General features: G+C 64.4%; 20 protein-coding genes. 13 read left to right on the forward strand and 7 right to left on the reverse strand.

Going from position 1 to position 19,312, the window contains the following annotated elements; translation table 11 throughout:
* Window positions 1–85: 85 nt before the first annotated feature.
* Both ACPZMI_RS05415 and ACPZMI_RS05420 read right to left on the reverse strand, forming a co-directional pair.
* A complete protein-coding gene (locus ACPZMI_RS05415) occupies window positions 86–859 on the reverse strand; it encodes a gamma-glutamyl-gamma-aminobutyrate hydrolase family protein (protein WP_426351827.1) in 774 nt (257 codons plus the stop codon).
* Between the two features lie 4 nt (window positions 860–863).
* Window positions 864–2,246: a glutamine synthetase family protein gene (locus ACPZMI_RS05420; RefSeq protein ID WP_054894870.1), complete on the reverse strand. Its 1,383-nt coding sequence runs from the start codon at window positions 2,244–2,246 to the stop codon at window positions 864–866.
* Between the two features lie 209 nt (window positions 2,247–2,455).
* Here ACPZMI_RS05420 and ACPZMI_RS05425 point away from each other — a divergent pair, with 209 nt between their 5' ends.
* The 5 genes from ACPZMI_RS05425 to ACPZMI_RS05445 all read left to right on the forward strand — a co-directional run bounded on the left by ACPZMI_RS05425 (window position 2,456) and on the right by ACPZMI_RS05445 (window position 7,167).
* Window positions 2,456–3,328, forward strand: coding sequence for a LysR family transcriptional regulator (locus ACPZMI_RS05425; RefSeq protein ID WP_186670061.1), 873 nt, complete (start codon window positions 2,456–2,458; stop codon window positions 3,326–3,328).
* Window positions 3,329–3,544: 216 nt separating this feature from the next.
* Window positions 3,545–3,808 carry a DNA-directed RNA polymerase subunit omega gene (gene rpoZ, locus ACPZMI_RS05430; protein WP_003253383.1) on the forward strand — a complete coding sequence of 88 codons (264 nt, stop codon included), beginning with the start codon at window positions 3,545–3,547 and terminating at the stop codon, window positions 3,806–3,808.
* 59 nt (window positions 3,809–3,867) lie between these two features.
* Window positions 3,868–5,976 carry a bifunctional GTP diphosphokinase/guanosine-3',5'-bis pyrophosphate 3'-pyrophosphohydrolase gene (spoT, locus tag ACPZMI_RS05435; protein WP_186670062.1) on the forward strand — a complete coding sequence of 703 codons (2,109 nt, stop codon included), beginning with the start codon at window positions 3,868–3,870 and terminating at the stop codon, window positions 5,974–5,976.
* A gap of 23 nt (window positions 5,977–5,999) precedes the next feature.
* The gene (locus ACPZMI_RS05440) at window positions 6,000–6,380 is read left to right on the forward strand and encodes a RidA family protein (protein ID WP_029612280.1); all 381 of its coding nucleotides are present in this window, start codon (window positions 6,000–6,002) and stop codon (window positions 6,378–6,380) included.
* A gap of 55 nt (window positions 6,381–6,435) precedes the next feature.
* Window positions 6,436–7,167, forward strand: a complete 732-nt coding sequence (locus ACPZMI_RS05445) for a hypothetical protein (RefSeq protein WP_426351828.1) — start codon at window positions 6,436–6,438, stop codon at window positions 7,165–7,167.
* A 202-nt stretch (window positions 7,168–7,369) separates the two neighbouring features.
* Here ACPZMI_RS05445 and ACPZMI_RS05450 read toward each other — a convergent pair whose 3' ends face one another.
* On the reverse strand, window positions 7,370–8,221 hold the full coding sequence (locus ACPZMI_RS05450) for an SDR family oxidoreductase (protein ID WP_426351829.1): 852 nt from the start codon (window positions 8,219–8,221) through the stop codon (window positions 7,370–7,372).
* 192 nt (window positions 8,222–8,413) lie between these two features.
* Here ACPZMI_RS05450 and exbB point away from each other — a divergent pair, with 192 nt between their 5' ends.
* From exbB to ACPZMI_RS05480, 6 genes are all read left to right on the forward strand, one after another.
* Window positions 8,414–9,376, forward strand: a complete 963-nt coding sequence (gene exbB, locus ACPZMI_RS05455) for a tonB-system energizer ExbB (protein WP_426351830.1) — start codon at window positions 8,414–8,416, stop codon at window positions 9,374–9,376.
* 3 nt (window positions 9,377–9,379) lie between these two features.
* Window positions 9,380–9,808 (forward strand): TonB system transport protein ExbD, encoded by a 429-nt coding sequence (gene exbD / locus ACPZMI_RS05460; protein ID WP_186670069.1) that lies wholly within the window; start codon window positions 9,380–9,382, stop codon window positions 9,806–9,808.
* On the forward strand, window positions 9,805–10,539 hold the full coding sequence (locus ACPZMI_RS05465; RefSeq protein ID WP_186670071.1) for an energy transducer TonB: 735 nt from the start codon (window positions 9,805–9,807) through the stop codon (window positions 10,537–10,539). The genes exbD and ACPZMI_RS05465 overlap by 4 nt, the downstream gene beginning before the upstream one ends.
* A gap of 93 nt (window positions 10,540–10,632) precedes the next feature.
* Window positions 10,633–11,559, forward strand: a complete 927-nt coding sequence (locus ACPZMI_RS05470; protein WP_054894878.1) for a hydrogen peroxide-inducible genes activator — start codon at window positions 10,633–10,635, stop codon at window positions 11,557–11,559.
* 4 nt (window positions 11,560–11,563) lie between these two features.
* Window positions 11,564–13,642 (forward strand): ATP-dependent DNA helicase RecG, encoded by a 2,079-nt coding sequence (gene recG, locus ACPZMI_RS05475; RefSeq protein WP_186670073.1) that lies wholly within the window; start codon window positions 11,564–11,566, stop codon window positions 13,640–13,642.
* A gap of 80 nt (window positions 13,643–13,722) precedes the next feature.
* A complete protein-coding gene (locus tag ACPZMI_RS05480; protein ID WP_186670075.1) occupies window positions 13,723–15,126 on the forward strand; it encodes an aminoacyl-tRNA deacylase and HDOD domain-containing protein in 1,404 nt (467 codons plus the stop codon).
* Between the two features lie 39 nt (window positions 15,127–15,165).
* On the opposite strand, the gene ACPZMI_RS05485 is transcribed toward ACPZMI_RS05480, so the two are convergent.
* From ACPZMI_RS05485 to ACPZMI_RS05500, 4 genes are all read right to left on the reverse strand, one after another.
* Window positions 15,166–15,543, reverse strand: a complete 378-nt coding sequence (locus ACPZMI_RS05485) for a helicase (RefSeq protein ID WP_186670077.1) — start codon at window positions 15,541–15,543, stop codon at window positions 15,166–15,168.
* 152 nt (window positions 15,544–15,695) lie between these two features.
* Entirely contained in the window at window positions 15,696–15,995 is a 300-nt protein-coding gene (locus tag ACPZMI_RS05490; protein WP_016394014.1) for an HU family DNA-binding protein, read from the reverse strand.
* A 187-nt stretch (window positions 15,996–16,182) separates the two neighbouring features.
* Entirely contained in the window at window positions 16,183–17,331 is a 1,149-nt protein-coding gene (locus tag ACPZMI_RS05495) for an NAD(P)/FAD-dependent oxidoreductase (protein ID WP_186670079.1), read from the reverse strand.
* A 30-nt stretch (window positions 17,332–17,361) separates the two neighbouring features.
* Window positions 17,362–17,529: a rubredoxin gene (locus tag ACPZMI_RS05500; protein ID WP_011536423.1), complete on the reverse strand. Its 168-nt coding sequence runs from the start codon at window positions 17,527–17,529 to the stop codon at window positions 17,362–17,364.
* Between the two features lie 166 nt (window positions 17,530–17,695).
* Between ACPZMI_RS05500 and ACPZMI_RS05505 the strand changes: the two genes are divergently transcribed.
* Window positions 17,696–18,253 carry a chorismate--pyruvate lyase family protein gene (locus tag ACPZMI_RS05505; protein WP_186670081.1) on the forward strand — a complete coding sequence of 186 codons (558 nt, stop codon included), beginning with the start codon at window positions 17,696–17,698 and terminating at the stop codon, window positions 18,251–18,253.
* A complete protein-coding gene (gene ubiA, locus ACPZMI_RS05510; protein ID WP_186670083.1) occupies window positions 18,253–19,143 on the forward strand; it encodes a 4-hydroxybenzoate octaprenyltransferase in 891 nt (296 codons plus the stop codon). Before ACPZMI_RS05505 ends, ubiA begins: the two co-directional genes overlap by 1 nt.
* Window positions 19,144–19,312: the final 169 nt, after the last annotated feature.

Genomic DNA, 19,312 nt, shown 5'->3' on the forward strand with positions numbered 1-19,312 from the left:
TTTCACAGGCCTTGCGAACAAGGCCCGCTTTCACTCATTGAAAGCTTGCTGCAGGGGGTGGGTCATCCGAGACCTTCGGGTAACGTCAGAATGCCTTCTGGCGCGAACCCTCCCGAGCAGCATGGGCAATGCAGGCCTCGCGAAACGCCTGAAACAGACGTAGGGAGACCGGGTTTTCGGCGAAACGCCACTCCGGGTGCCATTGCACGCCAAGCACGAAGCCCGGCGCATCAGTCATCGACACCGCTTCGATCAGGCCATCCGGGGCCCGTGCCTCGACACGCAGGCTCGGGGCCAGACGGTCGATGCCCTGGCTATGCAGCGAGTTGACCTCGAACTGCGCAGCCAGGCCCAGGCGCTCGAACAATCCGCCCGGCGCAATGCCGACCGTGTGTCGAGCCCCGTATTGCACCTCCAGGGGTGCGTCCTCAGGTTCGCGGTGGTCCAGGTAGCCGGGCAGTTCCTGCACTCGCTGGTGCAGAGTGCCACCCAAGGCCACGTTGAGTTCCTGGAATCCACGGCAGATGCACAACACCGGCACGCCGGCGGCTATGGCGGCCTGCAGCAACGGCAGGGTCAGGCGATCACGCGCAACGTCGTGCCGGGTACCGTCCACGCTGGGGGCGCCATTGTAATGATGCGGCTCGACATTTGAAGGCGAGCCGGTAAAAAGAATGCCATTCAGGCGCGCCAGCAGCGCCTGCGGGTCGCTGGCCGTGTCGCGCGCCGGCAGGATCAGCGGCAACCCGGCAAAACCTGCCGCCTCGACATACTTGTCGCCCACCGTGTGCGACGAGTTCTTCCCAACCTGCTGGCGGCAGGCGCTGACACCGATCAAGGGAACCGCGTTTGCGCTCATGGGCTTACACCGTGTGCAGGTACCAGTTGTATTCGAGGTCGGAGATCGACACTTCGAACTCCGCCAGCTCGCTTTCCTTGCAGGCCACGAAGATGTCGATGTATTCCGGGCTGATGTATTGGTTGAGGACTTCGCTGTCATCCAGCGCGCGCAAGGCGTCACGCAGGTTGTTCGGCAGGCTCTGCTCGAGCTGCTCGTACGAATTGCCCTCGATCGGCGCGCCGGGCTCGACCTTGTTGGTCAGGCCGTGGTGGATGCCTGCGAGAATCGCGGCGAGCATCAGATAAGGGTTGGCATCGGCCCCTGCGACACGGTGCTCGATGCGCAGGTTATCGCTGCTGTCGGTGGGCACGCGCAGGGCCACGGTACGGTTGTCCAGGCCCCAGCTCGGTGCGTTCGGCACATAGAACTGGGCACCAAAGCGGCGGTAAGAGTTGATGTTCGGGCACAGGAAGGCCATCGACGCCGGCATGGTTTCCAGCACACCGCCAATGGCGTGGCGCAGGGTTTCGCTCTGCAGCGCGTCATCGTTGGCGAAGATGTTCTTGCCGGTTTTCTTGTCCAGCAGCGAGATGTGCACATGCAGGCCGTTACCCGCCTGGCCCGGATAGGGCTTGGCCATGAAGGTCGAGTCCATCTCATGGTCGTAGGCGATGTTCTTGATCAGGCGCTTGAGCAGGATCGCGTAGTCGCAGGCCTTGAGCGGGTCGGCGACGTGGTGCAGGTTGACCTCGAACTGCGCCGGAGCACTTTCCTTGACGATCGCATCGGCCGGCAGGCCTTGCTCCTTGGCGGCTTCGAGCATGTCCTGCAGGCAGTCGGCGTACTCGTCCAGGTCATCGATCAGGTAGACCTGGGTCGACTGCGGGCGCTTGCCCGAGATCGGCGAACGCGGCGGCTGCGGTCGACCGTTCAGATTGTCCTGGTCGATCAGGTAGAACTCCAGCTCGAACGCCGCGCAGATATCCAGGCCCAGCGCATCGAACTTGCTCACCACCTGGCGCAGCACTTCGCGTGGGTCGGCGAAGAACGGCTCGCCTTCGATTTCGTGCATGGTCATCAGCAACTGCGCCGTCGGGCGCTTTTGCCAGGGCTCATTGGAGAGCGAGCCGGGGATCGGATAGCAGATACGGTCGGCGTCGCCGATGTCCAGGCCAAGGCCCGTGCTTTCGACGGTCGAGCCGTTGATATCCAGGGCGAACAGCGAGGCCGGCAGGTTGATGCCCTTCTCGTACACCTTGTGCAGGCTGGCCCGCTCGATGCGCTTGCCGCGCACCACGCCGTTCATGTCGGAGATCAACAGGTCGACGTACTGCGTGTCCGGGTGGGCTTCCAGGAATTCATTCATCTCGCGGGAAGAACGGGCGCACGGGGAGACCGACGTCATGGCTGTACATCCTTTGATTCGGAGCGGCGATGTGGGGATACGGCTGGCGCCTCGAGGGCGACGATGGTTGCTGCTGTTGTTCTTTTCACTGCCCCATCGTGGGGGAATTCTGTCGCTCGCCGGGCGCATTGATTCCCGGGGGCCGTTCCACTATAAAGTGGGCTCCAGTGCAACAGACATTGGCAAATCGGCAAGCAGAGCGTGCACAAATGCAATATCAGATCAATCACGCGGACCTCGCCCTGGTCCTGGCGCTGGAACGTGGTCGCTCACTGGCCAAGGCCGCCGAGCTCCTTAAGGTCGATGTTTCAACGGTATTCCGCTCGATCCGGCGGCTGGAGTCGGCGCTGGGCACTGCGCTGTTCGTCAAGAGCCGCAAGGGCTACCTGCCGACCGACACCGCGCAGGCCCTCGCCGAACAGGCAGAGCGTGCCGAGCAGGCGCTGGACGCCGCGCGCATCGCCCTGACCAGCGGCGAGCAGGTGGTCAGCGGCACGGTGCGCCTGACCTGCACCGAAGCCGTGCTGCACAGCCTGTTGCTCCCCGCGCTGGCCGAGTTCATGCCCAACTACCCCGCGCTGTCGCTGGAGATGGGCACCTCCAACACCTTCGCCAACCTCAGCCGCCGCGACGCCGACATCGCCCTGCGCCTGACCAACACACCGCCGGAGCATCTGGTGGGACGCTGCCTGGGCTCAACGTCCTATGTAATCTGCGGACGCCCGGAGTTTCGCGAGCGCCTGGCCGAGTCGCCAAACAGCGTGCCGTGGATCGCCCCGGACGACGCCATGCAGGACCACCCCACGGTGGTCTGGCGCAACCAGCAGCACCCCGACCTGATCCCGCGTTACCAGTGCAGTGGCATGTCGACCATTGCTCAGTTGGTCAGCACCGGCATGGGGGTGGCGGCACTGGCCGACTACATGGTCGATACCCTGCCCGGCGTCGAGGCCTTGAGCGGCGCGCTGCCAGGCTGCGACACCCAGTTGTGGCTGCTGACCCGCCCCGATTGCCGCGCGCTGCGCTCGGTGCAGACGCTGTTCGAGGAGCTGACCCCGCGATTGCGTGACGCGATGTTGTGAAGCTGTTGTGTTCGCGGGGCGGGAAGCGTTATCGTCAGATTCAAGTGAGAGGCCGTCTGTTACGGCCCTTTCGCGGGCAAGCCCGCTCCCACGAGCAGCTGACACGGATCACCAGACAAAACAGGCCTTCCCTATTGGCTGGTGATTTTTTAAACTATCGAGTCCGCCTGCCCATTCTGGGCTGCACGCTAATCGCATCTGCTACTGAGGAAGACCATGGCCCGCGTAACTGTTGAAGACTGCCTGGAACACGTGGATAACCGCTTCGAGCTGGTCATGCTCTCGACCAAGCGCGCCCGCCAACTGGCCACCGGCGGCAAAGAGCCACGCGTGGCGTGGGAAAACGACAAGCCAACCGTCGTCGCCCTGCGCGAAATCGCCGAAGGCATCGTGACCAATGAATTCATCGCCGCCGAAGAGATCGTCACCGAGGATCCGGTGTTCGCTGCGTTCGAGGACGAGAACAACGAGGCCGTCTGATTCATGCCCGGTCGACGTCGCGCGGCACACGATCCTCTTCCTCTGCAAGAGGTGAAACCATGCCGGGTATAGAAGCCCTCGCCGAGCGGCTGTCGACCTATCTGGGCCCCGACCAGGTCAATCTGGTGCGCCGGGCCTATTTCTATGCCGAGCAGGCACACGATGGCCAGCGCCGCCGCAGTGGCGAGCCCTACGTGACCCATCCGCTGGCGGTCGCCAGCATTCTCGCCGATATGCACATGGACCATCAGAGCCTGATGGCCGCCATGCTGCACGACGTGATCGAAGACACCGGCATCGCCAAGGAAGCTCTCAGCCAGCAGTTCGGCGAAACCGTCGCCGAGCTGGTCGACGGGGTCAGCAAGCTGACCCAGATGAACTTCGAGACCAAGGCCGAGGCGCAAGCCGAGAACTTCCAGAAGATGGCCATGGCCATGGCCCGCGATATCCGCGTGATCCTGGTCAAGCTGGCCGACCGCCTGCACAACATGCGCACCCTGGAAGTGCTGTCCGGCGAAAAGCGCCGGCGCATCGCCAAGGAAACCCTCGAGATCTACGCCCCCATCGCCAACCGCCTGGGCATGCACACCGTGCGCGTGGAGTTCGAGGACCTGGGCTTCAAGGCCATGCACCCCATGCGCTCCTCGCTCATTCACCGAGCGGTGAAGAGCGCGCGCGGCAACCGCAAGGAAATCGTCGCCAAGATCGAGACCTCGCTGGCCAACTGCCTGGCCGCGGATGGCATCGAGGGCGAGGTCAGCGGCCGACAGAAACACCTCTATGGCATCTACAAGAAGATGCGCGGCAAGCGCCGCGCCTTCAACGAAATCATGGACGTGTACGCCTTCCGCATCATCGTAGACAAGGTCGACACCTGCTACCGCGTGCTGGGTGCCGTGCACAACCTGTACAAGCCACTGCCGGGGCGCTTCAAGGACTACATCGCGATTCCCAAGGCCAACGGCTACCAGTCGTTGCACACCACGCTGTTCGGCATGCACGGCGTGCCCATCGAAATCCAGATCCGCACCCGCGAAATGGAAGAGATGGCCAATAACGGCATCGCGGCGCACTGGCTGTACAAGTCGAACGAGGAAGAGCAGCCCAAGGGCAGCCACGCCCGCGCCCGCCAATGGGTCAAGGGCATCCTCGAGCTGCAGCAGCGGGCCGGCAACTCGCTGGAGTTCATCGAGAGCGTGAAGATCGACCTGTTCCCGGACGAGGTCTACGTCTTCACCCCCAAAGGCCGGATCATGGAGCTGCCCAAAGGCTCCACGGCCGTCGACTTCGCCTACGCGGTGCACACCGACGTCGGCAACAGCTGCATCGCCTGCCGCATCAACCGTCGCCTGGCACCGCTCTCCGAGCCGCTGCAAAGTGGCTCGACGGTCGAGATCGTCAGCGCCCCGGGCGCACGCCCGAACCCGGCCTGGCTCAACTTCGTGGTGACCGGCAAGGCGCGCACGCACATTCGCCATGCGCTCAAGCAGCAGCGCCGCTCCGAATCCATCAGCCTCGGCGAACGCCTGCTGAACAAAGTGCTGACCGGCTTCGACAGCAGCCTGGACAAGATCGCCGACGAGCGCGTCCAGGCCATCCTCACCGAATACCGTCTGGAGCTCGTCGAAGACCTGCTCGAAGACATCGGCCTGGGTAACCGCATGGCCTACGTGGTCGCACGCCGCCTGCTGTCGGCCGAAGGCGAGCAACTGCCATCGCCCGAGGGCCCGCTGGCGATCCGCGGCACAGAAGGCCTGGTGCTCAGCTACGCCAAGTGCTGCACGCCGATCCCGGGGGACCCCATCGTCGGCCACCTGTCGGCGGGCAAGGGCATGGTCGTCCACCTGGAAGACTGCCGCAACATCAGTGAAATCCGGCACAACCCGGAGAAGTGCCTGCAGCTCTCCTGGGCCAAGGACGTCACCGGCGAGTTCAACGTCGAACTGCGCGTCGAGCTGGAGCACCAGCGCGGCCTGATCGCCCTGCTGGCCAGCAGCGTCAACGCCGCCGACGGCAACATCGAGAAGATCAGCATGGATGAGCGCGACGGTCGCGTCAGCGTGGTCCAACTGGTGGTCAGCGTGCGCGACCGCGTGCACCTGGCTCGCGTGATCAAGAAGCTGCGCACCCTGACCGGCGTGGTCCGCATCACCCGAACGCGTGCGTAGTCCGTCAACCGCAAGGAGTCAACATGACCAAGACTGTCATCAACAGCGACAAGGCCCCTGCCGCCATCGGCACCTACTCCCAGGCGATCAAGGCCGGCAACACCGTCTACATGTCGGGCCAGATTCCGTTGGACCCCAAGACCATGGAGCTGGTTGAAGGCTTCGAGGCACAGACCGTGCAAGTCTTCGAAAACCTCAAGGCTGTTGCCGAGGCCGCTGGCGGTTCGTTCAAGGATATCGTCAAACTGAACATCTTCCTCACCGACCTGAGCCACTTCGCCAAGGTCAATGAGGTCATGGGCCGCTACTTCGAGCAGCCCTACCCGGCCCGCGCCGCGATCGGCGTGGCTGCCCTGCCCAAGGGCTCGCAAGTCGAGATGGACGCCATCCTCGTCATCGAGTGATGCCCCAGGCGGCAGGCGCCCGGCCTGCCGCCTTCCCTTCCTGAAGGTTCCCACCATGCGTCATGCCCTGCCTCTCGCGCTGGCAGCCCTGCTTCTGGGCGGCTGCGCCAGCCACAAACCTGAAGATTTCAACGGCACCTGGATCAACCAGGATGCCATCGACGCCGCCGTCAAGGGCGACAGCTTGCGCAAGGCGCTGTCCAGCCATGGCCCGGTGTTCGAATGGAAGATCGACGTCGCCAGCCAGCAAGCTCGCTACAGCAATGGCTTCGAAGTCGCCGAGGGCAGCCTCGTCGCGGCGGACAAACAATGGCAAGCCAATTTCGAAGGCGGCCAGAGCGAGCAATTGAGCCTCGACGGCGACGAATTGCAAACGACCGATACCTCCGGCGCCAAACAGACCTTCGTGCGCAGCAAGCTCCCGACACCGGCCGACGCCCCACTGGGCGGCAGCTTCGAGAAGGCGCTGTACAAGGCATACCTGGGCGGTGAATGGAAAATCGTCGAAGGCCCGGGCCAGGGCGCCAAGGTCCGCTTCGCCGACGACGGCGGCGTGACCGGCCTGCCCGATCTGGACCGTTACGCCCTGTGCCTTGCCGGAGATTGCGCGTCCATGGGCGGCGACAACGACAGCCTCTGGCTGGAGCGCGACCAACGCGGCGCCCCCTGGGTGTTCAAGCGTGATGACGACAAGCTGGAGATCTTCCGCGCGGTCAACCGGGCGCAGCCCGACGAAATGCCGGAGCTCGCGGCTGGCGCGCGGCAGTGGGTGCTTGAACGCGACTGATCCGCTACTTGCAGGAGCAATTGTCTCGTCCAGAATCTGACAGCCAGCCCAATCCCTGTGGGAGCGGGCTTGTCCCGCGATCACCGGCGAAGCCGGTGCCATGCAGCGCGGTATCCGATTCGCGGGCAAGTCGGGGCGCCGAACCGCCGCTTCCACAGGGATACCCGGCCAGCCTCGACACCGGTGGTGTGGAGGCTTGGCTTCAGCCTTTCAGGATCGCGGCGTACCCTTCCTTGTAGCTCGCATACTGCGGCACCCAGCCCAGCGCCCGTGCCCGCGCATTGCTGCAGCGCTTGCTGCCGGTGCGGCGCACGCGCTGCTCGTCCGACCACTCGGTAACGCCCATGTACTGACGCAGCCAGGCCACCACCTCGGCCAGCGGGGCTGGATCGTCGTCGACACCGATGTAGCAGTCCTGCAGCTCCGCGCCTTCCGCGTCAGCCTGCAGCAGGAACGCCAGCAACCCGGCCGCGTCCTCGGCATGAATGCGATTGCCGTACAGCGGTGGCTCCTCGACCACCCGGTATCCCTGGCGCACCTGGCTCAGCAGCCATTCGCGGCCGGGACCATAGATACCCGTCAGGCGCACCACGCTGGCGGGAATCCCGCTCTCGAGCGCCAGGCGTTCGGCCTCCAGCATGATCCGCCCCGAATACCCCTCGGGCTCGGTGGCCGCACCTTCCTCGACCCACTCGCCGTCCTGCTGCGCATAGACACTGCTGCTGGACACGAACAGCAAGCGGCGCGGGCGTTGCCCTTTGTGCGCCAGCCAGGCCAGTACGTTGCGCAAACCCTCGACATAGGCGGCCCGATAACCGGCCTCATCGTGCTGGCTGGCCGCCACGCAATACACCAGGTAGTCCGGCGAACGCTCGGGCCAGGCGGCAGGAACACTGGCGTCGGACAGATCGGCCGCCACCGGCAGAACGCCTGCAGGCAGTTGTCCCACCGTGCGGCGCAGCCCATGCACCTGCCAGCCGCGAGCAAGCAGTTGCCGGGCCAGGCGGCTGCCTACATCACCACAACCTACGATCATCGCGGACAGATCCGACATCACTTCACTCCATAACGAAAGGCCCAGGCTAGCCGTATTAGACGATCAGCGGCTATCCAAGGCGTAAAAAAAGTTACTCTATTACTTTTGTTAACAAGAATTACTTGCAATAATGGCGCCCTGATCAGTTCTCGGCCCGCCTCGAGGCCATGGAGAACACCACCTTATTTTTCTTCATCAGGTCCGGCCAGCATGACTCGTACTCAACCTTCCGCTTCGCCAACCACGTCGCGCGCCTGGCGCGCCATCGCCGCGCTGCTGTTCAGCCTGGTGCTGGCCCCGGCCGCCATGGCTGAAGAGCCTGCCGCCAACGGCGCCACCCCTCCTGCGGCAGTCGCTCCGGCTGATCCGGCCGCCACCGGCCAGGCACCTGCCAACGGCGCTGAGCCCGCCGAGGCCCAGGCGCCAGCAGACGAGAACGGCGAAGCGCTGGTCGAGGACACCTCGCTGGGCATGGCCCACGACCTGTCCCCATGGGGCATGTACAAGAACGCCGATATCGTCGTGAAGGCGGTGATGATCGGCCTGGTCATCGCCTCCATCATCACCTGGACCATCTGGATCGCCAAGGGCTTCGAGCTGATGGGCGCCAAGCGTCGCCTGCGCAGTGAAATCGCCCTGCTGAAGAAGTCCGCCAGCCTGAAAGAAGCCAGCAGCGTCGCCCACAAGGAAGGCACCCTGGCCCACACCCTGGTCCACGACGCCCTCGAGGAAATGCGCCTGTCGGCCAACGCCCGCGAGAAGGAAGGCATCAAGGAACGTGTCAGCTTCCGCCTGGAGCGTCTGGTCGCCGCCAGCGGTCGCAACATGAGCAGCGGCACCGGCGTGCTCGCCACCATCGGCTCCACCGCGCCATTCGTCGGCCTGTTCGGCACCGTGTGGGGCATCATGAACAGCTTCATCGGCATCGCCAAGACCCAGACCACCAACCTCGCCGTCGTTGCCCCAGGCATCGCCGAAGCCCTGCTGGCCACCGCCCTGGGCCTGGTCGCCGCGATCCCGGCCGTGGTCATCTACAACGTCTTCGCCCGTTCCATCGCCGGCTACAAGGCGCAGGTCTCCGACGCCTCGGCGCAGGTCCTGCTGCTGGTCAGCCGTGACCTGGACCATCAGGCTGGCGAGCGCGCCGCCCCGCACATGGTGAAAGTGGGGTAAGCCATGGGCCTGCATCTCAACGAAGGTGGCGACGACCTCGCCGAGAACCACGAAATCAACGTCACGCCGTTCATCGACGTGATGCTGGTACTGCTGATCATCTTCATGGTTGCCGCACCACTGGCGACGGTCGACATCAAGGTCGACCTGCCGGCCTCGACCGCAAAACCCGCACCGAGGCCCGAGAAACCGGTGTTCGTCAGCGTCAAGGCCGACAAGAAGCTGTACGTCGGCGATGACGCGGTGCCCCTGCCCGAACAGCTTGGCGCGATGCTCGACGCCAAGACCAAGGGCGACAAGGAAACCACCATCTTCTTCCAGGCCGACAAGGGTGTTGACTACGGCGACCTGATGGAAGTGATGAACACCATGCGCGCGGCCGGCTACCTCAAGGTCGGTCTGGTCGGACTCGAGACGGCAGCCAAGAAATGACGAACAAGCGCTCCAACCTGGTGCGCTACGGTGGCAGCCTCGCAGCCGTGCTCGGTGTGCACGTGATCGCCGTAGTGCTGACGCTCAACTGGTCGGTGCCCCAGGCTATCGAGCTGCCGCCGGCAGCGATGATGGTCGAGCTGGCGCCGATCCCAGAGCCCGCGCCACCGCCACCACCGAAAGCGGCTCCACAGCCGCCTGCGCCGGTCGAAGAGCCACCGCTGCCCAAGCTGGTGGAGGCTCCGAAACCGAAAATCGCGATCCCGAAGCCGCCCAAGCCGAAGGCCAAGCCCCAGCCGCCCAAGCCCGAGAAAAAGCCTGAGCCGCCGAAGGACGAACCACCGGCCAAGGAACAAGTGGCCGATACCGCGCCCAGCAACGCGCCGCCGCAGAAATCGGCAGCGCCGCAGCCGAGTATCGCCTCCAACAGCAACGCCCTGCCGACGTGGCAAAGCGACCTGCTGCGTCACCTGGCGAAGTACAAGAGGTACCCGGAAGACGCGCGTCGCCGTGGCCTGCAAGGGATCAACCGACTGCGCTTCGTGGTCGATGCCGAAGGCAAGGTGCTGTCGTATTCATTGGCCGGAGGCTCAGGCAGTGCTGCACTGGACCGCGCGACGATGGACATGATCCGCCGCGCCGGCACGGTACCCAAGCCGCCTGCGGAGTTGTTGAACAATGGCACGATCGAGGTAGTGGCGCCCTTCGTCTACTCGCTGGACAAGCGCTGATACATTGCATCTGTCACAAAACCGCAAGTCTGATAACGTGCGTCTATCGATTGCACCCGCTATGCTGGGGCCGCAACTTCATGGACGCACGTTATGACCCTCACTGAACTCCGCTACATCGTCACACTCGCTCAGGAGCAGCACTTCGGCCACGCCGCCGAGCGTTGCCACGTCAGCCAGCCGACCCTGTCGGTCGGGGTGAAGAAGCTTGAGGACGAGCTGGGCGTGCTGATCTTCGAACGCAGCAAGAGCGCCGTGCGCCTGACACCGGTCGGCGAAAGCATCGTCGCCCAGGCGCAGAAGGTGCTCGAGCAGGCCCAGGGCATTCGCGAACTGGCCCAGGCCGGCAAGAACCAGCTCACCGCACCGCTGAAGGTCGGCGCCATCTATACCGTCGGCCCCTACCTGTTCCCGCACCTGATTCCACAGCTGCACCGGGTCGCCCCGCAGATGCCGCTGTACATCGAAGAGAACTTCACCCACGTGCTGCGCGAGAAACTGCGCAACGGCGAACTGGACGCGGTGATCATCGCGCTGCCGTTCAACGAGGCCGACGTGCTGACGCTGCCGCTGTACGATGAGCCGTTCTGTGCGCTGATGCCGGCCGACCACCCCTGGACCGCCAAGAAGACCATCGACACCGCCTTGCTCAACGACAAGAGCCTGCTGCTGCTTGGCGAGGGTCACTGCTTCCGCGACCAGGTGCTCGAAGCCTGCCCGACGTTGAACAAGGGTAACGATGCTTCGAAGCACACCACGGTCGAATCCAGCTCGCTGGAGACCATCCGGCATATGGTCGCCTCGGGCCTGGGTGTTTCGATCCTGCCGTTGTCGGCGGTGCACAGCCATCACTACGCCCCGGGCGTCATCGAAGTGCGTCCACTGACAGCGCCTGCACCGTTCCGAACCGTGGCCATCGCCTGGCGCGCCAGCTTCCCACGGCCAAAGGCCATCGAGATCCTCGCCGACTCGATCCGCCTCTGTTCGGTCGCCAAGGCGCCTGCGCCACAGCCGGCCTGATGCCATGACGGAGTTGTCGAAGGTCCCGGTCACAGAGCTCAAGGGCGTCGGCGAGGCCATGGCGGAAAAGCTCGCCAAGGTCGGCCTGGAAAGCCTGCAGGACTTGCTGTTCCACCTGCCACTGCGCTATCAGGATCGCACCCGCGTCGTACCGATCGGCGCCCTGCGTCCGGGTCAGGATGCCGTGATCGAAGGCGTGGTCAGCGGTGCCGACGTGACCATGGGCAAGCGCCGCAGCTTGGTAGTGCGCCTGGGCGACGGCACGGGCGTGCTGAGCCTGCGCTTCTATCACTTCAGCAACGCGCAGAAGGAAGGCCTCAAGCGTGGCACCCACCTGCGCTGCTACGGTGAAGCACGCCCCGGCGCCTCTGGCCTTGAGATCTATCATCCGGAATACCGCGCGCTCAACGGCGACGAGCCGCCACCGCCGGTCGAGCAGACGCTCACCCCGATCTACCCGACCACCGAAGGCCTCACCCAGCAGCGTCTGCGCCTGCTCTGCCAGCTCAGCCTGAGCAAGCTCGGCCCGCGTAGCCTGCCCGACTGGCTGCCGGATGAGCTGGCCCGCGACTATCACCTGGCGCCACTGGACGACGCCATTCGCTATCTGCACAACCCACCCGCCGACGCCGACCTCGACGAGCTTGCCGAAGGCCAGCACTGGGCCCAGCACCGCCTCGCGTTCGAGGAACTGCTCACGCACCAGCTCTCCCAGCAGCGCCTGCGTGAGAGCCTGCGCGCCCTGCGAGCCCCGGTGCTGCCCAAGGCCAGCCGCCTGCCCGGACAATACCTGGCCAACCTCGGATTCAGCCCCACCGGTGCCCAGCAGCGGGTCGGCAACGAGATCGCCTACGACCTCAGCCAGCCAGAACCGATGATGCGCCTGGTGCAAGGTGACGTGGGTGCCGGCAAGACCGTGGTTGCTGCGCTGGCAGCGCTGCAGGCGTTGGAGGCCGGTTACCAGGTCGCGCTGATGGCGCCTACCGAGATCCTCGCCGAACAGCACTACATCACCTTCAAGCGCTGGCTCGAACCCTTGGGCATAGAAGTCGCCTGGCTGGCCGGCAAGCTCAAGGGCAAGGCCCGCGCCAGTGCGCTGGAGCAGATCGCCGGCGGCGCCCCCATGGTGGTCGGCACCCATGCACTGTTCCAGGAAGAAGTGAAGTTTCGCCACCTGGCCCTGGCGATCATCGACGAGCAGCACCGTTTCGGCGTGCAGCAACGGCTGGCCCTGCGCAAGAAGGGCGTGAACGGGACGCTGTGTCCGCACCAGTTGATCATGACCGCCACCCCCATCCCGCGTACGCTCGCCATGAGCGCCTACGCCGACCTCGACACCTCCATTCTTGATGAGCTGCCGCCTGGTCGAACGCCGGTCAATACCGTGCTGGTGGCCGACAGCCGCCGCTTCGAGGTGGTCGAGCGGGTCCGCGCTGCCTGCGCCGAAGGGCGCCAGGCCTACTGGGTGTGCACACTGATCGAAGAATCCGAAGAACTGACCTGCCAGGCCGCCGAGAGTACGTTCGAAGAGCTTGGCAGCGCGCTCGGCGAGCTGCGTGTGGGCCTGATCCACGGGCGCATGAAACCTGCGGAAAAAGCCGCAGTGATGGCCGAATTCAAGGCCGGCCATCTGCAACTGCTGGTGGCCACCACGGTGATCGAAGTGGGGGTGGACGTGCCCAACGCCAGCCTGATGATCATCGAAAACCCTGAGCGCCTGGGCCTGGCCCAGCTTCACCAGTTGCGTGGCCGGGTCGGTCGGGGCAGCGCAGTCAGCCATTGCGTGCTGCTCTATCACCCGCCACTGTCGCAGATCGGCCGCGAACGCTTAGGGATCATGCGCGAGACCAACGATGGCTTCATCATCGCCGAGAAGGATCTCGAGCTGCGCGGCCCCGGCGAAATGCTCGGCACCCGCCAGACCGGCCTGCTGCAATTCAAGGTCGCCGACCTGATGCGTGACGCCGACCTGCTGCCCGCGGTACGCGACGCCGCACAGGCATTGCTGGCACGCTGGCCCGATCATGTCAGCCCGCTGCTGGATCGGTGGCTGCGTCACGGCCAACAATACGGCCAAGTGTGACGCCGGTCCCATTCGTGCCCCAGTTCGGGGCTCAGGATGGTTATACTTCGCGTTTAAAAAGACACCTTTGGAAACAGACCATGACTGAAGTGGCCTTGGACACCGCAACCCCGCACGCTCCGTCGGTCATCCGACTGCTGCTGGACAAGCTCGGCGTAGTCTATCGCGAGGTGTCCGAACACCCGCGGCTGCCCGCGAAATCGCGCGTCCAGGCCGTTCTGCTGGACGACGAAGTCGGCGCGCTCATGGTGCTGTTCCCCCAGAGCCACCTGCTGGACCTGAAGCGCCTGGAAGAGCTGACCGGTCGCACACTCAAGGCCGTGCCGCTGGAGCGTCTGAAGAAGATGCTCGACAAGCACCAGCTCAAGGCGTTGCCGGCGATCCCGGCCCTGACCAGTTCGCCGTGCCTGTACGATGAGCGGCTGCTGGACGCCGACTCGCTGCTGATCCAGTCCGGCGAGGTGGGCCTGCTGCTCGAGATCGCCCGCGACAATTTCAAGCGCATGCTGAGCAAGGCCACTGCAGGCAGCTTTGGCCTTGAAGTCGAAAGTATCCAGCGCAACCTCGACCGCCCCCACGACGACACCAAGGAAATCTCCAACGCGGTCCAGGCCTTCACTGCCCGACGCATCCAGCAGCGCCTGGAGCAGACCATCGAGATCCCACCGCTGGCCGATACCGCGCAGAAGATCATCAAGCTGCGCGTCGACCCCAACGCCAGCGTCGACGACATCACCGGCGTGGTCGAAACGGACCCGGCACTGGCCGCCCAGGTAGTCAGTTGGGCTGCATCGCCCTACTACGCGTCACCCGGCAAGATCCGCTCGGTGGAAGATGCCATCGTTCGCGTGCTGGGCTTCGACCTGGTGATCAACCTGGCGCTGGGCCTGGCCCTGGGCAAGACCCTGAGCCTGCCGAAAGATCACCCGCAACAAGCCACGCCTTACTGGCAGCAGTCGATCTACACGGCCGCAGTGATCGAAGGCCTGACCCGCGCCATGCCGCGCGCTGAACGCCCCGAAGCCGGCCTCACCTACCTGGCGGGGCTGCTGCACAACTTCGGCTATCTGCTGCTGGCCCACGTGTTCCCGCCGCATTTCTCGCTGATCTGTCGTCATCTTGAGGTCAACCCGCACCTGTACCACAGCTATGTCGAGCAGCACCTGCTGGGCATCAGCCGCGAGCAGATCGGCGCCTGGCTGATGAAACTGTGGGACATGCCGGACGAGCTGTCTGCAGCGCTGCGCTTCCAGCATGACCCAAGCTATGAAGGCGAGTATTCGGCCTACCCGAACCTCGTGTGCCTGGCCACGTCGCTGCTGCGTTCGCGGGGCATCGGTTCAGGGCCGCAGGAAGAGATTCCGGATGCGCTGCTCGAACGCCTGGGGCTGACGCGCGACAAGGCGGAGGACGTGGTCAGCAAGGTACTGGAAGCCGAAGCGTTGCTGCGCGAGTTGGCATCGCAGTTCCAGGCGCCGCACTGACTGGCAGGAGCGGGGTTTCCCGTTCCTGCACAGGCCGAATCAGCCCTTCTTCTTGCGAGGTTTGAGGTACTTCATCAGCCCCTGGAACCAGATCACCAGTGCCGGGTTGCCCTTGATCTGGATGTTCTTGTCCTGAATCCCCTGCATGAACGCCAACTGCTTGTTGCCAGCCTGCAGGGTGGCAAAGCCGAACGCGGCATCCTTGAAGGCAATGGCAAAGGCCGGCTGTGGGTGCAGGCCACCCTTGCTGCTGATGCGCTCACCACTCACCGTGAAATGCCGGGCCACCTTGCCGTCCAAGGTCTGCATCTGGAACACCAGGTCCTTGTCGCGCAGTTGCTGCTGGAAAGCCGGGTTGTTGCGGCTGGCCCTGGCCATCAGCAGACCCATGGCCCAGAGAAGAAAGCGAAACTTCATCAACGCGCCTCGATTGAAATATGACTGAAGCTCGCAGTTTATCCCTTTCTTAAACTTTTTACGCCAGCTCGCCACATCGTTTCCATACGCCAGAACGCACAACGGGCGCCCTGGGGCGCCCGTTCGGATGACACTGGGGTGTCAGGAATCGATCACTTGCCTTTCTTGGCTGGCTTGGCGGGAGCGTTGACGCTGTCACGCAGGTTCTTGCCAGGTTTGAAGGCAACAGTGTTGCTGGCCTTGATCTTCACCGGTTGACCGGTCTGTGGGTTCTTGCCGGTGCGCGCGCCGCGGTGACGCTTCTCGAAGGTGCCGAACCCGACCAGGGTGACGGTATCCTTGTCGAGCGCGCCAGTGATGCTGTCGAGAATCGCGTTCAGCACCTGATTGGCCTTTTCCTTGGTCAGATCGGCCTTTTCGGCGATGACGGCGGCGAGTTCTGGTTTACGCATAGTGAAGCCTCTTTGACGGGATTTTTGTTGTTATGCCGTGCTACCTGCGAAAGCAGCGCCCAAGGCGCCGCAGGCTCTAATCTGCGGCAGACGGAAGTGAGAATGGCACGCTCACCGAGGCCGCGCCAGTGTCTGGGCGGCCATTGTCGCGCCAAGGACAGGCCAAATGCGACAGTTCGAACGGCATTCAGGCCATAAGCGGCGGAAGCTGCCGATTCAGCGCCAGCTTTTCCATCACCGCCGAGCCCGTTAGGGCATAACCCAGCAATTGGCCATCAGCGCCGTAGCACAGCACTTTCAGGTCGCTGCCCTGCCCTTCGACCTGCCAGGTGCCCTCCCGGCCCATCGGGGGTGGCGAAACCACCAGCGGACACGCGGGTGTCTTTACCGTGACAGGCATCGGACCGTAGCTCACAGCCGTGGTGTTGCCGACCAGCGTCTGCGCCAGCGCGCGGGCGCAGGCCATCAGCGGCATGACGTAGAGCAGGTTGATGCCCTCCACTTCGGCGCAGTCGCCCAGGGCGAAGATGTTGGCGTGGGAGGTGCGCAGCTGGCGATCCACCACCACGCCACGATTGACCTGCAGCCCGGCGGCGGCGGCAAGGTCTGTACGCGGTCGCAGGCCGACGGCCGAGACCACCAGGTCGCAGGCAATCGTTCGGCCATCGGACAAGTGAGCCTCCAGGCCATCGCCCGAGCGTTGCAGACGAGTCAGCACCGGCCCCAGGTGGAAACGCACACCCAAGGCTTCCAGGCCTGCCTGCACCGCCTTGGCGGCGGCGGGGTGCAGTAGGGTCGGCATCACCTGCTCACAGGGCGCCACCACGTCGCACTGGTAGCCACCCAGCGTGAGGTCGTTGGCAAACTCGCAGCCGATCAACCCGGCACCGAGCAGCAGCACGCGCCGCTTGCCGACGGCGGCGGCACGAAAGCGCGCGTAGTCTTCCAGGTCGTTGATCGGAAAAACCAACTCGGCGCCGTCGCCCTCGACCGGCACCTGTACCGTCTGCGCGCCCAGGGCCAGCACCAGGTCGCGGTAGGGCACCGCTTCCTCGCCGATCCACAGGCGCTTGTGGCCAGGATCGATGCCGCTGATGCGGGTATGGGTACGAATCTCGGCCTTGAGCTGCTCGGCCATGGCTCCCGGCTCGGCCATGCACAGGCCGTCGGCGTCCTTGTGCTTGGCAAAGCCGGTGGAAAGCATGGGCTTGGAATAAGAGCGACCGTCGTCGGCAGTGATCAGCAACAGCGGCGTGTCAGCGTCGAGCTTGCGAAACTCCCGGGCCAGGTTGTAGCCCGCAAGGCCTGTGCCGATGATCACCACGGGGGACGTCATGTCGTGCTTCCTCTTGCAGGGGGTCGTCGATCAGCCGATGGCGATCATTTCGAAGTCGCTCTTGCCTACACCGCAGTCGGGGCACAGCCAGTCTTCCGGCACGTCTTCCCAACGGGTGCCCGGAGCGATCCCGTCGTCCGGCCAGCCCTCGGCTTCGTCGTAGATCAGCCCACAGACAATGCATTGCCACTTCTTCATCAGGGTTCCTCGGTCAGGCCTTGTGTTGCTGCTGATGGCCCTTTGCCGCGAAGGACTCACCGCGCAATTCATGACGGGCTTTGTACTGGCCCGGCCGGCAGTATGCAAGCAAACCCGGCAATCATGCTAAGCTCGCCGCCTCTCTGGATGTAACAAGCATACCGACGTGTCGTACGAATCCCCGCAAGCAGCCGCTGTCGCGTGGCTGGCGTATCCACAGCTGGCGAGCGACCTCGACCAGCGCACCCTCGACTGGCTGTTCGACGAAGGCTCCCTGACTCGTCGCCTGACCCGCCTCTCCCACGACCACTTCTGCGTGACGCCGCTGTTCGAAGGCTGGCAGCCACTGCGTGACGACGAATGCCTTGCCCTGGATCTTGCGCCAGGCGCGCAGGGCTGGGTGCGTGAAGTCTATCTGCGTGGCCATGACCGGCCCTGGGTATTTGCCCGCAGCGTCGCCAGCCGCGAGGCCTTGGAGCGCGGCGGCCTCGACCTGGAAACCCTGGGCAGCCGCTCGCTCGGCGAACTGCTGTTCTGCGACCAGGCGTTCATTCGCCATCCCATCGAGGTGTGCACGTACCCACAGGCGTGGTTGCCGACGGAAGTGGCCAGCGCCAACCTCTGGGGCCGCCGCTCGCGCTTCGAGCGCGATGGCCTGGACCTGCTGGTCGCCGAGGTATTCCTGCCCGCGATGTGGCAGGCGGACAAGGAGGTATCGCCCTGATGTACCTGCACCTGCTCAAGTCGCTCAACCGCCTGCACCCCAGGGCCTGGGACTTCGTCCAGCTCAGCCGCCTGGATCGCCCCATCGGCATCTACCTGTTGCTGTGGCCCACGCTCGCGGCGGTGTGGATCGCTGCCAAGGGTGCACCAACCCTGGCCAACGTGCTGATCTTCGGCCTCGGAGTAGCGTTGATGCGCGCGGCGGGCTGCGCGATCAATGACTTCGCCGACCGCAAGGTCGATGGCCACGTCAAGCGCACCGCCGACCGCCCCCTGGCCAGCGGCCGGGTAAAGCCGCGCGAGGCGGTGATGCTGTTCGTGGTGCTGACCGGAATAAGTTTCCTGCTGGTGCTGTGCACCAACGCCAGCACCGTGTGGCTTTCGTTTGGCGGCGTTGCCCTGGCGTTCTGCTACCCGTTCATGAAGCGCTACACCTACTACCCGCAGGTGGTGCTGGGTGCCGCCTATTCATGGGGCATTCCCATGGCCTTCACGGCCGCGGGAGGTGAGCTGCCAGCAGCGGCCTGGCTGCTGTACATCGCCAACCTGCTGTGGACGGTAGCCTTCGACACCTACTATGCGATGGTCGATCGCGACGACGACCTGAAGATCGGCGTGAAATCCACGGCGATCCTGTTCGGCGAGGCCGATCGGGTGATCATCCTGACCTTGCAGGTGCTGTCGCTCGGCTGCCTGTTGCTGGCCGGCAATCGCTTCGAACTAGGGGGCTGGTTCCACCTGGGGCTGCTGGGCGCCCTGGCCTGCTTCGCCTGGGAGTTCTGGTCGACCCGTACGCTGGATCGCGATGCCTGCTTCAAGGCGTTCCTGCACAATCACTGGGCGGGGCTGTTGATCTTCATCGGCGTGGTGCTGGATTACGCGCTGCGCTGAGGGCAAGAGCAACTGTCTTGCTCAAAATCTGAGGCCTGCCCAATCCCCTGTGGGAGCGGGCTTGTCTCGCGATCGGGCGCGAAGCGGCCGCAATCCAAGCGACTATCTTTTCCTGAAAAACCTCGGGGCCTGGTTTTACGGCCGCTGCGCGCCCGATCGCGGGACAAGC

The sequence above is a fragment of the Pseudomonas wayambapalatensis genome (assembly GCF_049942315.1).
GTDB classification, from domain to species: Bacteria; Pseudomonadota; Gammaproteobacteria; order Pseudomonadales; family Pseudomonadaceae; genus Aquipseudomonas; species Aquipseudomonas wayambapalatensis.

Coding starts and splice junctions, on each gene's coding strand:
- ACPZMI_RS05495 (WP_186670079.1), bottom strand. CDS start 17,331: ATGACGTCCCCCGTGGTGATCATCGGCACAGGCCTTGCGGGCTACAAC.
- ACPZMI_RS05470 (WP_054894878.1), top strand. CDS start 10,633: ATGACCCTCACTGAACTCCGCTACATCGTCACACTCGCTCAGGAGCAG.
- spoT (WP_186670062.1), top strand. CDS start 3,868: ATGCCGGGTATAGAAGCCCTCGCCGAGCGGCTGTCGACCTATCTGGGC.
- ACPZMI_RS05420 (WP_054894870.1), bottom strand. CDS start 2,246: ATGACGTCGGTCTCCCCGTGCGCCCGTTCTTCCCGCGAGATGAATGAA.
- ACPZMI_RS05465 (WP_186670071.1), top strand. CDS start 9,805: ATGACGAACAAGCGCTCCAACCTGGTGCGCTACGGTGGCAGCCTCGCA.
- ACPZMI_RS05490 (WP_016394014.1), bottom strand. CDS start 15,995: ATGCGTAAACCAGAACTCGCCGCCGTCATCGCCGAAAAGGCCGATCTG.
- ACPZMI_RS05440 (WP_029612280.1), top strand. CDS start 6,000: ATGACCAAGACTGTCATCAACAGCGACAAGGCCCCTGCCGCCATCGGC.
- ACPZMI_RS05485 (WP_186670077.1), bottom strand. CDS start 15,543: ATGAAGTTTCGCTTTCTTCTCTGGGCCATGGGTCTGCTGATGGCCAGG.
- exbB (WP_426351830.1), top strand. CDS start 8,414: ATGACTCGTACTCAACCTTCCGCTTCGCCAACCACGTCGCGCGCCTGG.
- ACPZMI_RS05425 (WP_186670061.1), top strand. CDS start 2,456: ATGCAATATCAGATCAATCACGCGGACCTCGCCCTGGTCCTGGCGCTG.
- rpoZ (WP_003253383.1), top strand. CDS start 3,545: ATGGCCCGCGTAACTGTTGAAGACTGCCTGGAACACGTGGATAACCGC.
- exbD (WP_186670069.1), top strand. CDS start 9,380: ATGGGCCTGCATCTCAACGAAGGTGGCGACGACCTCGCCGAGAACCAC.
- ACPZMI_RS05445 (WP_426351828.1), top strand. CDS start 6,436: ATGCGTCATGCCCTGCCTCTCGCGCTGGCAGCCCTGCTTCTGGGCGGC.
- ACPZMI_RS05450 (WP_426351829.1), bottom strand. CDS start 8,221: ATGTCGGATCTGTCCGCGATGATCGTAGGTTGTGGTGATGTAGGCAGC.
- ACPZMI_RS05480 (WP_186670075.1), top strand. CDS start 13,723: ATGACTGAAGTGGCCTTGGACACCGCAACCCCGCACGCTCCGTCGGTC.
- ACPZMI_RS05415 (WP_426351827.1), bottom strand. CDS start 859: ATGAGCGCAAACGCGGTTCCCTTGATCGGTGTCAGCGCCTGCCGCCAG.
- ubiA (WP_186670083.1), top strand. CDS start 18,253: ATGTACCTGCACCTGCTCAAGTCGCTCAACCGCCTGCACCCCAGGGCC.
- recG (WP_186670073.1), top strand. CDS start 11,564: ATGACGGAGTTGTCGAAGGTCCCGGTCACAGAGCTCAAGGGCGTCGGC.
- ACPZMI_RS05500 (WP_011536423.1), bottom strand. CDS start 17,529: ATGAAGAAGTGGCAATGCATTGTCTGTGGGCTGATCTACGACGAAGCC.